A 14,725-nucleotide genomic window follows, 5' to 3' on the forward strand; every position below is an offset into this window, starting at 1 on the left:
CTCAGCGCAAGCGGTCGGGCAGCTCGCTTTCGACGATCGCGATCGGCACGATCCCGGCGGCATAGATGGCGTCGAAGGTTCGCTTCAGGTCGAACGGCTTGCCGCCGACATCGGCCTGGTGCGACGCATCCGCCAACATGCGGTCGAGCGCCAGCTTGCCGATGATGTAGCTGGGGCCATATCCGGGCTGGCGCGCGTAGAGCAGCTGTTCGAAGCCGACCAGCTTGCTCTTCGCGTCCGACCAGCCGCGCGGGGTCCACGCAGCGTGGAATTTGCCGGCTTCGTCGAGCCCGATTTCATTGGCCTGGACGCGCAGCGACGCCAGCCCGCGCGCGGCGCGATTGGCGAGCAACGCCCACACCAGCTCGCGCCCGTGCGGCAGGCTGTCGTACACGCCCTGCTGCATCGCCACTTCCTCCATTGCCGTGGCGAAGCCTTCGGAGCGGTCGGAGTAATTGTTGAACAGCGGCGCGACCGCGCGGATCGGATTAGCGTTGGGCTCATGCTTCATCCGCGCCAGCTCGATCCAGTGGAACTGGTGGCTCGACAGCGGGACGACGTCGAGCGCCGTCACATGGGTGAAGAAATTGCGCTGCGCCGGCGGGGTGTAGGGATTGAGCTGGGCCAGCAGCGCCGAGCGGAAATAGGGTTTGTCGCTGATCACCCCGGTATCGACCCACAGCCGGTAGAGTTCATCGGCGCGGGCCTGGCTGCGCGCGAAATAGGCGGCCGGATCGCTGACCTCGGCGATCGGCGGTGCGGCGCGGTTGCGGGATTCTTCCAGCCGTAGCGATGCCAGCGACCGGTCGAGCTCGCGCTGCAGAAGCACCTTCTGCTCGTCGAGCGTGTAGGGGCTCAGCAGGACGTTCTTCAGATACCAGTCGTAATTCTCCTTGCCGACGCCCGACGGGCCCTGGTGCCTGGGCGCTTCGGCGCGGACCCAGTCGGCGAAGGCGGCGCTGGCGGCCCGCGCCTGCTCGACCGCCTTCAACAGCGCCGGGCTGGCGCCCTTCAGCGAAACGCTGCGCACCCCGTCGAGGTCGCGCAGGCCCAGTTCGCCTTTCTGCCACGCGGCCAGCGCCTCGGCCTGTTCGGTGAAGGCGCGGTCGCCGTAGGTCCAGAAGTCGTGCGCGGTACTCGGGGCGAGGTTCGCCTTCGCGGCCTCCAGCAGCGCCGGAACCGCACCCAGCTGCGCCGCCAGCTTGGCATCGTCGGCCTTCGACAGCGGGAAGCGATAGGTCCACAGGTCGATATTGGGCTGTGCCGAGGGCCCTTCGTGCGCGGGCACGTCGCTCATTTCGGCAAAGACGTTGGCGTAGAAGGTCGGGTCGCGCTCCCACGGCTTCAGCACGCGCAGGAAGAAGTCGAGGCCGTTCATCTCGGCTCCGATCAGGCGGGCGTCGTTGCGATCGGACAGGCTCGCGCTGCTCAGGTCGACCGCGGCCAGCCGGGCCTTGAACCGCGCAAGCCCGTCCGCCTTTGCCGCGATCGCCGCAGGTCCATAGTCAGCAACGCGGCGCACCAGTGCCGGTTGGTTGAACGCGCGCCAGTCGTTGAACAGCGCGACCAACTGCGCGTGGGTCGAGGCAGGCGCGGCGGCGATCGGCGGGGCCGGCGCGGCGACGGCGGGCAGTGGGCTGGCGAGCAGCAGGAGCGAGACAACGAAGCGGCGCATCGGCACGACCTTTCGATGGAAAGATCGGCAGATTAACGCCTCGCGGCGCGAAGGCTAGGCCTCGTCTTGCGCCTTGTCGTAACGTTCCTGCGCGGCGCGAATGCAGTCGATATGCGCCATTGCCCAAGCGCCGAGTCCCTGAACGGGTTCGCGCAGCGAAATGCCAAGCTCGGTCAGCTCATAGTCGACGCGCGGCGGGATGGTGGGCGTGACGTGGCGGCTGATGAGCCCGTCGCGCTCGAGGTTGCGCAGCGAAAGGGTCAGCATGCGCTGGGAAATGCCCTCGATCGCGCGCTTCAGTTCGGAAAAGCGCTTGGGGCCGTTCGACAGCAGCATGACGATCAGCATGCTCCATTTGTCGCCGACGCGATTGAGCACCGGCGTCACCGACCGGCAGATCGGGCCGTGAATTGCAGCGGCTTCCTCTGCGGTCACATGGCTGTGACTTGGTGACAAATTTTTGCGTTCTTGTGCGTGGTCCATGGATGGTTACTTAAAGCGTCCCGGTAACAAATCAATACCAAGGACAAGAAGATGACCATCCTTCACCTCGACAGCAGCATCACCGGCGACAACAGCGTGTCGCGCCAGATTTCCGCCGCCACGGTGGACCAGCTTTTGAAGGCCGACCCGAGCGCGACCGTCGTTCGCCGCGACCTCGTCGCCGACCCCCTTTCGCACCTGACGCTCGGCGGTTCGGGCGATGAGGACATCCTCGACGAATTCCTTGCCGCCGACACCATCGTCATCGGCGCGCCGCTCTACAATTTCTCGGTGCCCTCGCAGCTGAAGGCGTGGATCGACCGCATCGCGGTGGCCGGCAAGACCTTCAAATATGGCGACAACGGACCCGAAGGCCTGGCCGGCGGTCGCCGGGTGATAATCGCCGTGTCGCGCGGCGGTTTCTATGCGCCCGACAATGCATTCGAACATGGCGAAAGCTATCTGAAGGCGCTGTTCAACTTCATCGGCATCGAACCCGAATTCGTCCGTGCCGAAGGCGTCAACTACGGCCCCGACCAGCGCGAAGCGGGCATCGCCCATGCGCTCGGTGAAGTGGAAAAGCTCGCGGCTTGACCTGACTGCTCCGGGGGCGCAGCGTCGGGTCCGTCCCGCACGCTGCGGCCCCGTGCCGGACAGCTTCACCGTCGGCCGCTTGGGAACAGGGGGTTGATCATGAAGATGTTCGCGCTGGCGGCTTGTGCCGCCGTCCTTGTCGCCGTTCCTGCCGCTGCGGCACCGGTCGATGACGCGGTCGCCACCGTCACCACCACGCTGGACAAGTTCAACGGCGGCGACGTCGCCGCCTTCATCGCCGCGCACCGCGACGGCGCGGTCATCATCGACGAATTCGCGCCGTTCGCATGGGGCGGCAGCGGGTCGGTGCAGGCCTGGCTCGACAGCTACGGAAAGGACGCGGCTGCCCACAAGATCAGCGACGGACGGGTCGACTATGGCAAGCCGCTGCAGGCCAACAGCGATGGCACCTCCGCCTATATCGTGCTGCCGACCGTCTACCGCTTCAAGCAGGACGGAAAGCCGATGGCGGGGAAGAGCACGATGACCTTCGTCATGGTCAAGACCGGCAAGGAATGGAAGATTTCCAGCTGGAGCTATGCGGGCGCTACCGCCGTCCCCGAATAAGGCTCAGCCGAAGGCACGCTGCCGTCTGGCCCGGCGGACGCCCTCCGCCAGCCAGCCGATGGCGATGCCGAATCCGATGAGGTGGCTGGGGCCTGCCCCGGCGATCGGCATCGGAAAGGCCCAGAAGACGGCTGCGATCGCCACGACAGCCAAATAGGCGGCAAGGGCCAGGTCGGCCGGGCTGCCCCGGCTGGCCAGCGCCCAGACCGCAAGCCCGATCGCGCCCGCATGGAGGGCCATGGCGGGCAGGCCGCTCAGCGCCGCGATGCCGACCGTGCCCTCGACGAAGGCGACGGGTGGCGGCGTCTTGATCCCCGCGACCAGCAGGCCGGCAACCGCCAGCGTCATGGCGCCCACCGCGACGATGATCCGCCGCCGCGACCAGCCGCGTCGCGAGTTGCGGCTGGCGCCGATCATCAGCACGGCCACGCCGACCGCCAGCGCGAACGACGTTGCGGCGTCGGGCTGCAGCGCGATCAGCAGCAGCGGCAGCAGCACGAAGGCGCGCCAATGGCGGCCTTCGCGGCTGGCGACGATGGCCAGGATCAGGGGGCACAGGACCAGCGCGGGCTGGACCATGAACGGACCAAGCGGCAGCCAGCGTGTGACCCCGTCCAGTTCGGTCCCGATCGCCAGCACGGCGGCGAGCAGGATGCAGCACAAGCCGAACAGGATCGCCGCGCCATGCCCCCTGTGCGCGACCTTGTGGGCCAGCCAGCCGAGCAGAAGGCCTGCGAGATAGGCGACCACGTTGCGGCTGGCCATACCGGGCAGCGCGCCGACATTCCACAGGAAGGCCGCCCCGCAGGCGACGGCTGCAGTGCCGAGGGCGAGCGGTGCTGCCCCCGAAATGCCCATCAGGCGCTCAGCAGCCGGATCGGGTTTTCAATATAGGTCTTCAGCGTCTGCAGGAACTGTGCAGCATCCCATCCATCGACCACGCGGTGGTCGCAGGATAGCGACAGGTTCATCACCTTGCGCGCTTCGAGCTCGCCATCGACGATCACCGGGATTTCCTGCAGCTTGTTGACCGCGATGGTCGCGACCTGTGGCGGGTTAATCACCGGGGTGGACGCGATGCCGCCCATCGGCCCCAGCGAGCTGATGGTGAAGGTCGGGCCCGAAAGCTCCTCGCGGCTGGCCTTGCCGGTGCGCGCGGCGTCGCTGAGGCGCGAGATTTCGCGGGCGAGCTGCCAAACGCTCATGCGCTGTGCGTCGCGGATCACCGGGACCATCAGGCCGCCGTCGGTCTGGGTCGCGACGCCCATGTGCACCGCGCCGTGGCGGGTGACGACATTGGCATCATCGTCATAGGTGGCGTTGATCATCGGCCAGTCGGCCATCGCCTTCGACATGGCGGTGATGAGGAAGGGCAGCAGCGTCAGCTTGGGATTGTCGCCGCGATCGCGGTTCATCATCGCGCGCGTGTCTTCAAGGTCGGTGACGTCGAATTGCTCGACCAGCGCGAAGTGCGGGATCTTGCGCTTCGCCGCCTGCATATTCTCGGCGATCTTGCGGCGCAGGCCGACGACCTTGATCGTCTCGTCCGCGCGGGCCGGGGCACCGCCGCCGACGCTGCCGCCGTTGTAGAGGAGATAGGCGTCGAGGTCCGCATGGCGGACGCGGTCGCTGGTGGTGCGAACCTGCGACAAGTCAATGCCGAGGTCGCGGGCGCGCTGGCGCACGGCCGGCGAAGCGAGGACCTTGGCGTGGCTGCCAGCGGATTTGGGTTCAGGCGCGGGTGCGGGCGCAGGCTCGGCCTTGGGCGCTGCAGCAGTTGCGGTGACCGGAATTTCCTCGGCCTGCGCCGGGGTCGGCTCGACGATGCCGTCGGCCAGCGGCTGCTGTTCCTCGGTCTCTTCCACCGCCGGAGCCGCCGCTTCCGCGCCACCTTCGGTTTCAATCTCGACGAGCACCGACCCGATCGCGATCTGGTCGCCGACTTCGCCGGCCAGCTTCACCACCTTGCCGGCGACCGGGCTTTCCATTTCGACCGTCGCCTTGTCGGTCATCATGTCGGCCAGTTGCTGGTCTTCCTTGACCATGTCGCCGACCGCGACGTGCCAGGCGACGATTTCCGCCTCGGCGATGCCTTCCCCGATGTCGGGGAGCTTGAACTTGTACGTACCCATCAGGCGGCCATCACTTTCTTGAGTGCGTTCTTCATCCGGATCGGGCCGGGGAAATAAATCCATTCATAGGCGTGCGGGTAGGGCGTATCCCAGCCCGTCACGCGCTCGACCGGCGCTTCGAGGTGGTAGAAGCAGCGCTCCTGCACCAGCGCGGCGAGTTCGGCGCCGAACCCGCTCGTCTTGGTCGCTTCCTGCACCACGAGGCAGCGGCCGGTCTTCTTGATCGACTCCTCGATCGTCTCGATGTCGAGCGGCACGAGCGTGCGCAGGTCGATCACTTCGGCGTCGATGCCATTCTCTTCGACCGCTGCGAGCGAAACATGGACCATCGTGCCGTAGGTGAGGATGGTCAGCGCCTCGCCTTCGCGGACGATGTTCGCCTTGCCCAGCGGCACGGTGTAGTGGCCATCGGGCACCGCGCTCAGCGCGTGCTTCGACCAGGGCGTCACCGGCCGGTCGTGATGGCCGTCGAACGGGCCGTTGTAGATGCGCTTGGGCTCGAAAAAGACCACCGGGTCCGGGTCTTCGATGGCGGCGATCAGCAGGCCCTTGGCGTCATAGGGATTCGACGGGATGACCGTCTTGATGCCCGCGATATGGGTGAACAGCGCCTCGGGCGACTGGCTGTGCGTCTGGCCGCCGAAGATGCCGCCGCCATAGGGGCTGCGGATGACCATCGGCATCGTCCATTCGCCCGCGGTGCGATAGCGGATGCGCGCGACCTCGCTGACGATCTGGTCGTAGCCGGGGTAGATATAGTCGGCGAACTGGATTTCGATCACCGGCTTCAGGCCATAGGCGGCCATGCCGACCGCGGTGCCGACGATGCCGCCTTCGCTGATCGGCGCGTCGAAGCAGCGGGTCTTGCCGAATTCCTTCTGCAGCCCAGCGGTGGCGCGGAACACGCCGCCGAAGAAGCCGACGTCCTCGCCAAACACGACGATGTCCGGGTCCTTGGCCATCATCACGCGGTGCGCGTCGTTGATCGCCTCGATCATGTTGCGACCGGTGGTTTTTACTTCGCTACTCATTTGGGTTCGTGTCCCAGAAATTCGCGTGCCTCGGCCAGCGACTGTTCGCACTGTTCCTTGAGGTGCCACGGCGTGTCGGCAAAGACGTCGTCGAACATCGACGGGATATTTTCGAAGCCCTGGTCGGGCAGGGTGCCGACGGCCTCGGCCTCCTTCTGCGCAGCCCGCACGGTGGCGTCGAGTTCGGCGTCGAGCGCGGCGTCGCGTTCGTCGTCCCATTCGCCCAGCGCCACGAGGTGCGCCTTCAACCGGGCGATCGGATCGCCCAGCGGCCACTGCTCCGCCTCGCCCTTGGCGCGGTAGCCGGTGGGGTCGTCGGAGGTCGAATGGCCCTCGGCGCGATAGGTGAAGAATTCGATCAGCGTCGGGCCGTTGTTGGTGCGGGCGCGTTCGGACGCCCACTTCACCGCCGCATAGACCGCCAGCGCGTCGTTGCCGTCGACCCGCAGGCCCGCCATGCCGTACCCGACCGCGCGGCTGGCGAAGGTCGCCTGTTCGGCGCCGGCAATGCCGCTGAACGAGCTGATCGCCCACTGGTTGTTGACCACCGCCAGGATGACCGGCGCCTGGTAGACGGTGGCGAAGGTCATGGCGTTGTGGAAGTCGCCTTCCGCCGTCGCGCCGTCGCCGATCCAGCCCATGCAGATGCGGCTGTCGCCCTTGATCGCGCTGGCCATCGCCCAGCCGACGGCCTGCGGATATTGGGTGCCGAGGTTGCCGGAAATGGAGAAGAAGCCGTGCTTCTTGTCCGAATACATGATCGGCAGCTGGCGCCCCTTCACCGGGTCTTCGGCGTTGGAATAGATCTGGCACATCATCGTCTTGAGCGGATAACCGCGCGCGACGAGCAGGCCCTGCTGGCGATAGGTCGGGAAGTGCATGTCTTCCGGGTCCATCGCGGTAGCGGCGGCGACCGCGATCGCCTCTTCGCCGGTGCACTTCATGTAGAAGCTGGTCTTGCCCTGGCGCTGGGCGCGATACATGCGGTCGTCGAAGGTGCGGACCGTCTTCATGTCGCGCAGCATCTTGCGCAGCGTATCGGGGTCGAGCTTCGGGTCCCATGCACCGACCGCATTGCCGCTATCGTCGAGCACGCGGACCAGGTGGGTGACGAGCGGGAAGGTCTCTTCCGCTTCCGCCGCGACGTCGGGCCGCGGCGCTTCACCGGCGGGCGGAACCTTGATCGACGAGAAGTCGGGGGTATCGCCCGGCCGGAACGGCGGTTCCGGGACGTGTAGGGCCAGCGCCGGCCGGTTGGGGCGCTTCGTTGCGTCGTTCATCCTCACCTTTCCTGCCGCGTGTCACCATGGTCGGCGCCGCAGCGATATGGAATCGATGACCCCCCTAGACAGGTTCGGCCCGGGCCTCAACTGGTGAAGCCCGGACCGGGGTGGGGAACGCTAGGGAAGGCTGGTTATTCGGCCGCTTCGAAGCCCAGGATGTCGCCCGGCTGGCAGTCCAGCTCGCGGCAGATGGCGTCGAGGGTCGAAAAGCGGATCGCCTTGGCCTTCCCGGTCTTGAGGATCGACAGGTTGGCCAGCGTGATGTCGACGCGTTCGGCCAGTTCGGTGAGGGTCATGCGCTTGGCATAGAGCTGGTCGTCCAGCTTGACGGTGATGGTCATCAGACGGTTCCTTCCAGCTCTTCGCGCATCGCGGCGCCGGTGCGGAACACGCGAGCCAGGATGAACAGGATGAGGCCGAGGATGATCGCGCCGAGGCTGATGCCGACTTCGGTATGCGCCTTGTCGGTGAACTGCTCGATCCAGTGCGCGACGAGGCCCAGCGTCCACATCACGGGCTGGCTGGCGATGGCGAGCCAGCCCATCGAGCGCAGGCGGTCGGCGTTGACCGGGTTGAACGGATCGCCTTCGCCGACGGAACCGATGATGCGCAGCAGGTGGCGCAGGAAGAAGAAGCCGAGCGCCATGACGGCGGCGACAAGGATGAGGATGGCGAGGATCGCGTTGACGCCGTTCGCCGGGATGCCCTCGGCGGCGAGCTTGGCGACCAGGTCCTGTCGCTGGACGGTAAGGATGGCGCCGACGCCCAGGACGACGGCGCCGCCGGCAAAGGCGCAGATCCCCATCAGGAAGCCGATCAGGATGCGCGCGCTGTTCAGCAGCGGATCGGATTTGAATTTCGACATGGTGGTCCCCTGAAATAACGGGTTGGCGGTCAGGCGAAGCTGATGATCGCGACGCTCGACGCGGTGCCGACGGGAAGGGTCATCAGCCACAGCGTGGCGGTGAGGGCGAAGGCGGCCATGAAGCTGGCGGCGGTGCGGGCAGTGGTAAGTGTCATTGTTCGTTCTCCGATAATTCCAATATCGAAATTCAATAAGTCCGATTCGCCTTATTGTCAATCAATAATATCGAAAAACGATATTTTCCTTATCGCTCAACGAAAAAGGCGGGTGGTTTCCCACCCGCCCTTCGCGCGCTCAACCTTGATCGGCTCAGTCGTCCTGATGCGCCTGGTGCGGCAGTCCGTTGCCGGTGCCCGCGGTGTAGCTGCCGCCCGCCTGTTCGCTGAACCAGAAAGGCTTGAAGCCGGTCGGGCTGCCAGCGCTCTGGCCGGCGACGATCTGCAGGTTGCGGTCGAACAGGCGGCCGCCCTGCATCGTCATCGCGACATGGTCTGAGTTGCGGATGTTCTCGAGCGGATTGTCGTCGAGCACGACGAAGTCGGCGAGCTTGCCGGCTTCGAGGCTGCCGAGGTCCTTGTCGAGGCCGAGCGCGCGGGCCGGGTTGATCGTCCCGGTCTTCAGCGCGTCGAGGTTGGACATGCCACCCAATGCAAACATCCACATGTCCCAGTGCGCTCCCAGCCCCTCGCGCTGGCCGTGCGCGCCGATCGACAGCGGAACGCCAAGGTCGTTGACCTGCTTGGCCATGCGCGCGACGTTGATGACATTGTCCTCTTCGGGCGGGTTCATCACGCGGCGGCGGGACCGGGCGTCGAGCAGCGGGCGCGGGACCCATTTCGACAGGATCGGTTCTTCCCAGACATTGGTGTGCTGGTACCAGTAATTCTCCCCGAACGGCCCGCCGTAGGCGACGACCAGCGTGGGGGTCCAGGCGGTGCCGCTGCCTTTCCAATATTGCAGCACGTCGTCGTAGATGTGCTGGACGGGCAGCGAATGTTCGATCGTCGTGTGTCCGTCGGCGATCATCGTCATGTTCATTTCGAACAGCGACCCGCCTTCGGGCACCACTTCCATGCCCAGCTGGCGGGCGGCTTCGATGATCATCTGCCTTTGTTCGCGCCGCGGCTGGTTGTAGCTTTTGACCGACCATGCGCCCGACGCCTTCAGCCGCCGCAGGTGCGACAGCGCATCGTCGAGGCTGTTGATTTCCACCGTGAACGGGGTGGTTGCGCCGTAAAGGATGGTGCCGGTCGAAAAGATGCGCGGCCCGAGGATCTTGCCCGCTTTCTGATATTCGCTGGCGGCGAAGATTTCGAACGTGTCGTTCGACGGGTCGTGGACGGTGGTGACGCCATAGGCGAGCGCCGCCGCGTGGACCCAGTTCTGCTGCGGGATGATCCGCTCCGCCCCCATCGGCCCGTGCCAGTGGGCGTCGATCAGGCCGGGGATGACGGTCTTGCCGCTGGCGTCGACCGTCTGCGTGCCCGCCGGAATGGCCACCCCCGCGCCGATCGCTTCGATGCGGTCGCCGTTGACCAGGATGGTGCCGTTTTCGATCACCTCGTCGCCGCGCATGGTGACGATGCGCGCGCCGGTCAGCGCGACGCGGCCGGTGGGTTTGGCCTCGGCGGCGGCGAAGCTGAGGTTGGCCAAAAGCGGCGCCGTGGCCTGCTTGCCGCCCTTGAAATCGCCCGCGCCGGCTAGCGTCTGGCCGTAGACGGCGGGACCCTGCGTCCAGAACAGCTGGCGGCTGTTGCCCGCCCAATGCAGCCAGTCGCCGGCGTCGGCGCTGACCCGCGATACCGGCAGTGCCTTGGCATCGGGCCCGACCTCGAGTGAGCGGCCCGACCGCACGAACGGCATGACATAGGCCTGGTAGCGTTCGACCCAGCCGACATATTGCTCGTCCGGTGACACGGCGAACTCGCCGGCATTGTCGGTAATGAGGTGCGTGACCTCATCTTTGCCGTCGACGCCGACCGATTTCAGCAGGTGCTTGTCGTCGTCGCCATCGGCCGTGAAGAAGACGCGGTCCCCCGTCACGCCGAAATGCGGCAGGCTGCCGGCCTTGGCGATACGCTTGCCCGCCCCGCCGCGCGTCGAGACGACGTAGAGACCCGGGTCGCGGCCCCACAGCGGGGTCGTCAGGAAGCCGTCCGACGACTTGCGATAGGTGATGAGGCTGCCGTCGGGCGAGAAATTGGGCTCGAGATAATGGCCCGGCTCGCTGGTGACGACGCGGCCTTCGCCGCCGGCCGACCCGACCAGCTTTATCCGGCCCGCCTTGTCGTCGTCCCATGCGACATAGGCGATGCTCTTTCCGTCGCGCGACCAGGCGGGGTAGCTTTCGAATTCCGCCGCCTTGGTCAGCCGCCGCGGCGCGCCGCCCGCGACGTCCTTCACATAAAGATGGCCCAGCGCTTCATAGACGACGCGCCGCCCGTCGGGACTGGTCTTGGCGAAGCGGGCCATCTTCACGTCGAAGCTGGCCGGGGCGACGTCCTTCTGCTGGCGCACCGCGTCCTCGACGAAGCGGGTGCCGGTGACGTGGAAGGGAATGTCGCTGACCTGCCCGCTGGCGACGTCGACGCGCTTGATGCCGCCCTTGGCCCAATAGACGATCGACTTGTTGTCGGGCGTCCAGCTCATCCCCGGATAGACGCCTTGCACCGCCCAGGTTTCCTGCATGTCGCGGTCGAGCCCGCCGGTCAGCGGCGTGATGCGGCCCGACGCGAGGTCGAGCAGCATGATCGTCGATTCGTAGCGGATGCGGCGGATGAAGGCCAAGGTCTTGCCGTCGGGCGAGGGCGTCGGGCGGATCGCGCCGCCGGGGCCACTGACCAGCGTTTCGATGTCGCCGCTCTGCCGGTCCAATCGCTGGATGACGTAGATCTGGCCGTTAACGTCCTTCGAATATTCGAAGGTGCCGCCGGGCGTCGCGTCGTCGCTGAAATAAAGGTAGCGGCCATCGGGCGAGAAGACGGGCTCGTTGCTGTCCTTCTGCTTGGTGCGTGCCTTGGTCATCTGCACGCCGCCGCCCTTGGCCGCGCCGCCCTTGTGATACAGCCACATTTCGCCCGCGCCGAGCGAGCGCGCGGAGGTGAAATGCTTGCGGGCGACGATGTAATTGCCGTCCGGGCTCCATTCGGCCTGGTTCAATAGGCGGAAGTCTTCCTTGGTGATCTGCCGAGTGGCGCCGCTTGCGCGGTCGATGACCCAGATATTGTCGCCGCCGCCGCGATCCGACGTGAAGGCGATTTCGCGCCCGTTGGGCGAATAGCGCGGCTGCATGTCCCACGCGTTGCCGCTGGTCAGCGCCTTCGCGTCGCCGCCGCCGATCGGGATGGTGTAAAGATCGCCCAAGAGGTCGAAGGCGATTTCCTTGCCGTCGGGGGACACATCGAGGCTCATCCACGTGCCGGTGCGGGTATCGATGGCGACGTCGCGGCCGGGACCGTGGCGGGCGTCGACCGACCATTTGCCGTCCTTCTTCGCCTCGGCGGTCGGTGCGGCGGCGATGTTCGCCGGCTGCGGCTGCATGATGGGCGACGCTTCGCCCGGGGTCGGCGGCGGCGGCGCGACCGGCGGGGTCGGCGCTTGGGCCAATGCGCCGGCCGACGCGATCAACGAACATCCAAGGAGGAGGGCAAAGCGGCGCATGGAGGTTCCCCTGTCTGAAATCGGCGCGGACCTTGGGACGATGCGGCGGTACTGGCAACCGCCATTGGTCGAATTGACGCGGGGTGGGGCCAGCGGCTAGGGCGCGCACCATGACCGAAAAGACCCAGCTTCCCGACCGCCTGGCGATGGACCCGCGCAGCAAATACTTCGACGAAGAGCTGCTGATGAAGGGCGTCGGCATCCGCTTCAACGGCAACGAAAAGACCAATGTCGAGGAATATTGCGTCTCGGAAGGCTGGATCAAGGTCGCCGCCGGCAAGAGCCGCGACCGCTACGGCAACCCGATGATGCTGACGCTGAAGGGCAAGGTCGAACCCTATATCGAAAGCGAAGAAAAAGGCTCCGGCGACACCGCCGAAGCCTGATCCTTACGCATACGCATACATATTACGCAGTAACTGGCAGGGCGCTTAGGCCGATACGCGGCGCGCCTTGCGATATTCGTTGAGCTTCTTCACGCCATAGCCTGCGGCCAGCACGAGGCCGAGCGGGCCGAGGCCGCGACGGGCGATGATCGGGACCGCCGCGCCGATCAGCGCGCCGGTGGTCTTGTTGTTCCGGCCGGCGAGCTTTTCGCCCGCGATGGCGCCCAAAATCTTGGCAAGCATCACATGTCCTCTCGAATGGGGTCTTGCCGCTAAAGCGCGCGAGGCGGCCTGATGTTCCGCCGCGAAAAATCTCCCAACCCGTGGTGGGAATTCCCGCCAACTTTCTCCCCGATGAACGGTCTCTCGATAAAAAACGGCAGAAAACCGGAATTGGCACGGCTCTTGTAAAGAGTGAGCCGTGGACCTGAGGTTGTTCCGACGGTCCATGAAAAGGGAGAATGAACCATGTCTGGTCTGAAGTTTCACCGTCATCTGCTTGCGGCCTTTGCGTCGCTCCTGATGAGCACGATTGCGGTTGGTGCCGCGATTTCGCCGACCCCGGTGTCGGCCGCCAATGTGGAAGTTGTCACCTATGCCTGAATTTGAACCGATCGTGGCCCGTCCCGCCGTCCGTATTGCGCGGCAGGAACAGCAGGTTCCGGAAGAAACCGTGCGCTTCGCACCGCTCGCCGGTATCCTGTCGGGCCCGATCTTCACCCGCACCCGCGACATCATTGCGGCGAACGTGACGGAACTGCTCGACCGGTCGGAAGACCCGGCCCGCATGATCCGCATGATCATCGTCGAAATGGAAGAAACGCTGGTCGAGGTGCGGGCCACTGCCGCCCGGTCGATCGCCGACATCAAGGAAATGCGCCGGGCCGTCATGCGCCTCGACGACATGCAGGCAAACTGGACCGAAAAGGCGCAGCTGGCACTGGAAAAGGGCCGCGAGGATCTTGCCCGCGCCGCGCTCCAGGAAAAGCAGAAGGCGGCCGAAATGGCCGAAAGCCTGCACGCCGAGGTCGCCCAGATCGAACAGGTGCTGCGCGGCTATGAAAAGGACATCCAGCGGTTGCAGGCGAAGCTCGCCGAAGCCCGCGCCCGCCAGAATGCCATCGCGTCGCGGATGGAGAGCGCGATGACCCGCGCCCGCACCAGCGAAGTGCTGCACGGCAGCCGGACCGAGGAAGCCTTCGCCAAGTTCGAGATCCTCGAACGCCGCGCCGACTTCGCCGAGGGCCGCGCCGACGCGCTGGCGCTGACCGGCCCGAAGAGCCTGGAAGAAGAAATTGCCGAACTCCGCGCCGAAGAGGCGGTGGATGCCGAACTGGAAGAATTGAAGGCCGCCTTGGCCGCCAAGAACTAAGCGACGCGAAAAGGGGAAAAGACCGTGTCCAACCGTTATTCGATGAACCGCCGTACCAAGAAGCTTGCCGGTGTCTGCTCGCAGCTTGGCGACGTCTTCAACATCGACCCGACCTTCCTGCGCATCGGCTTCGTCGCCGTCGCGATCCTGGTCAGCTGGAAGCTGGCGCTGCTCGGCTACATCGGCGCCGGCGTCTACCTGCACGTCCAGAAGAACCGCGCCAACGAACGCTTCGATCGCAAGTCGGATTTCGACCGCATGGGCGATGTCGGCAAGGGTCGCACCTCGATCCACGACCTGCGCACCAAGCTGGACGAAAACGATCGCCGCATGATGGCGATCGACCATCACCTCAACACCCAGAACGACGAGCTGGCGCGCGAAATCGAAGCGCTGCGGGAGGGCAAGTGATGACCGACGTTTCGACCCTGATCCTGGCCGCAACCTCGCTAGTCGGCCTCGCCCTCGCGGCGGTGGCGAGCCTCAAGGGCTGGCAGGCCTATCTCGACTACAAGCGGCTCGAACTGGCCAGCCATGTCGGCGATGCGCATCTGCCCCCCGCCGGCGGCCGGATCGAAATCGCAGATCTTCGCGAACGTGTCCGCAAGCTGGAAGCGATCGCAGCAGGCATCGACCTCTAACCCCCTCCGCAAGAAGCGCTCCACCCCGCGCTTCTC

Annotated in this window: 18 protein-coding genes; 7 read left to right on the forward strand and 11 right to left on the reverse strand. The window is 65.8% G+C overall.

Annotated features, from left to right (window positions below; all coding sequences use genetic code 11):
• Position 1 precedes the first annotated feature (1 nt).
• Entirely contained in the window at positions 2-1,675 is a 1,674-nt protein-coding gene (locus G570_RS06135; protein WP_051504090.1) for a DUF885 family protein, read from the reverse strand.
• Positions 1,676-1,729: 54 nt separating this feature from the next.
• Positions 1,730-2,158: a winged helix-turn-helix transcriptional regulator gene (locus G570_RS06140; protein WP_084607560.1), complete on the reverse strand. Its 429-nt coding sequence runs from the start codon at positions 2,156-2,158 to the stop codon at positions 1,730-1,732.
• Between the two features lie 51 nt (positions 2,159-2,209).
• On the opposite strand from G570_RS06140, the gene G570_RS06145 reads away from it, so the two are divergent.
• Together G570_RS06145 and G570_RS06150 are read left to right on the forward strand one after the other, a co-directional pair.
• Complete coding sequence (locus G570_RS06145) at positions 2,210-2,752, forward strand: FMN-dependent NADH-azoreductase (RefSeq protein ID WP_037500201.1); 543 nt, start codon at positions 2,210-2,212, stop codon at positions 2,750-2,752.
• Positions 2,753-2,851: 99 nt separating this feature from the next.
• Positions 2,852-3,319: a nuclear transport factor 2 family protein gene (locus tag G570_RS06150; RefSeq protein WP_037500203.1), complete on the forward strand. Its 468-nt coding sequence runs from the start codon at positions 2,852-2,854 to the stop codon at positions 3,317-3,319.
• A gap of 3 nt (positions 3,320-3,322) precedes the next feature.
• On the opposite strand, the gene G570_RS06155 is transcribed toward G570_RS06150, so the two are convergent.
• The 8 genes from G570_RS06155 to G570_RS06185 form a co-directional block, all read right to left on the reverse strand.
• Entirely contained in the window at positions 3,323-4,177 is an 855-nt protein-coding gene (locus G570_RS06155; protein ID WP_037500205.1) for an FtsW/RodA/SpoVE family cell cycle protein, read from the reverse strand.
• Positions 4,177-5,451, reverse strand: a complete 1,275-nt coding sequence (locus G570_RS06160; RefSeq protein WP_037500207.1) for a dihydrolipoamide acetyltransferase family protein — start codon at positions 5,449-5,451, stop codon at positions 4,177-4,179. The genes G570_RS06155 and G570_RS06160 overlap by 1 nt, the downstream gene beginning before the upstream one ends.
• Positions 5,451-6,482, reverse strand: a complete 1,032-nt coding sequence (locus G570_RS06165; protein ID WP_037500210.1) for an alpha-ketoacid dehydrogenase subunit beta — start codon at positions 6,480-6,482, stop codon at positions 5,451-5,453. The genes G570_RS06160 and G570_RS06165 overlap by 1 nt, the downstream gene beginning before the upstream one ends.
• Positions 6,479-7,762, reverse strand: coding sequence for a 3-methyl-2-oxobutanoate dehydrogenase (2-methylpropanoyl-transferring) subunit alpha (locus tag G570_RS06170; RefSeq protein WP_037500212.1), 1,284 nt, complete (start codon positions 7,760-7,762; stop codon positions 6,479-6,481). Before G570_RS06170 ends, G570_RS06165 begins: the two co-directional genes overlap by 4 nt.
• 134 nt (positions 7,763-7,896) lie before the next feature.
• Positions 7,897-8,106 (reverse strand): helix-turn-helix domain-containing protein, encoded by a 210-nt coding sequence (locus tag G570_RS06175; protein WP_037500214.1) that lies wholly within the window; start codon positions 8,104-8,106, stop codon positions 7,897-7,899.
• The gene (locus G570_RS06180) at positions 8,106-8,630 is read right to left on the reverse strand and encodes a DUF2975 domain-containing protein (protein ID WP_037500216.1); all 525 of its coding nucleotides are present in this window, start codon (positions 8,628-8,630) and stop codon (positions 8,106-8,108) included. The genes G570_RS06175 and G570_RS06180 overlap by 1 nt, the downstream gene beginning before the upstream one ends.
• 29 nt (positions 8,631-8,659) lie before the next feature.
• Positions 8,660-8,785 carry a hypothetical protein gene (locus G570_RS14070; protein ID WP_281169503.1) on the reverse strand — a complete coding sequence of 42 codons (126 nt, stop codon included), beginning with the start codon at positions 8,783-8,785 and terminating at the stop codon, positions 8,660-8,662.
• Positions 8,786-8,939: 154 nt separating this feature from the next.
• Positions 8,940-12,290, reverse strand: coding sequence for an amidohydrolase family protein (locus G570_RS06185; RefSeq protein WP_051504091.1), 3,351 nt, complete (start codon positions 12,288-12,290; stop codon positions 8,940-8,942).
• Between the two features lie 110 nt (positions 12,291-12,400).
• Here G570_RS06185 and G570_RS06190 point away from each other — a divergent pair, with 110 nt between their 5' ends.
• Positions 12,401-12,676, forward strand: coding sequence for a DUF3297 family protein (locus tag G570_RS06190; RefSeq protein ID WP_037500218.1), 276 nt, complete (start codon positions 12,401-12,403; stop codon positions 12,674-12,676).
• 45 nt (positions 12,677-12,721) lie between these two features.
• Here the strand turns inward: G570_RS06190 and G570_RS06195 are convergent, their stop codons facing one another.
• Positions 12,722-12,919 (reverse strand): hypothetical protein, encoded by a 198-nt coding sequence (locus tag G570_RS06195; RefSeq protein WP_037500220.1) that lies wholly within the window; start codon positions 12,917-12,919, stop codon positions 12,722-12,724.
• A gap of 225 nt (positions 12,920-13,144) precedes the next feature.
• Here G570_RS06195 and G570_RS14075 point away from each other — a divergent pair, with 225 nt between their 5' ends.
• The 4 genes from G570_RS14075 (at position 13,145) to G570_RS06210 (ending at position 14,689) form a co-directional block, all read left to right on the forward strand.
• A complete protein-coding gene (locus tag G570_RS14075; protein ID WP_281169504.1) occupies positions 13,145-13,279 on the forward strand; it encodes a hypothetical protein in 135 nt (44 codons plus the stop codon).
• 109 nt (positions 13,280-13,388) lie between these two features.
• Positions 13,389-14,048 carry a PspA/IM30 family protein gene (locus G570_RS06200; protein WP_037503925.1) on the forward strand — a complete coding sequence of 220 codons (660 nt, stop codon included), beginning with the start codon at positions 13,389-13,391 and terminating at the stop codon, positions 14,046-14,048.
• 24 nt (positions 14,049-14,072) lie between these two features.
• Positions 14,073-14,459, forward strand: coding sequence for a PspC domain-containing protein (locus G570_RS06205; protein WP_218915874.1), 387 nt, complete (start codon positions 14,073-14,075; stop codon positions 14,457-14,459).
• On the forward strand, positions 14,459-14,689 hold the full coding sequence (locus G570_RS06210; RefSeq protein WP_037500225.1) for a hypothetical protein: 231 nt from the start codon (positions 14,459-14,461) through the stop codon (positions 14,687-14,689). Before G570_RS06205 ends, G570_RS06210 begins: the two co-directional genes overlap by 1 nt.
• Positions 14,690-14,725: the final 36 nt, after the last annotated feature.

Source organism: Sphingomonas jaspsi DSM 18422, assembly GCF_000585415.1.
GTDB lineage: Bacteria > Pseudomonadota > Alphaproteobacteria > Sphingomonadales > Sphingomonadaceae > Sphingomicrobium > Sphingomicrobium jaspsi.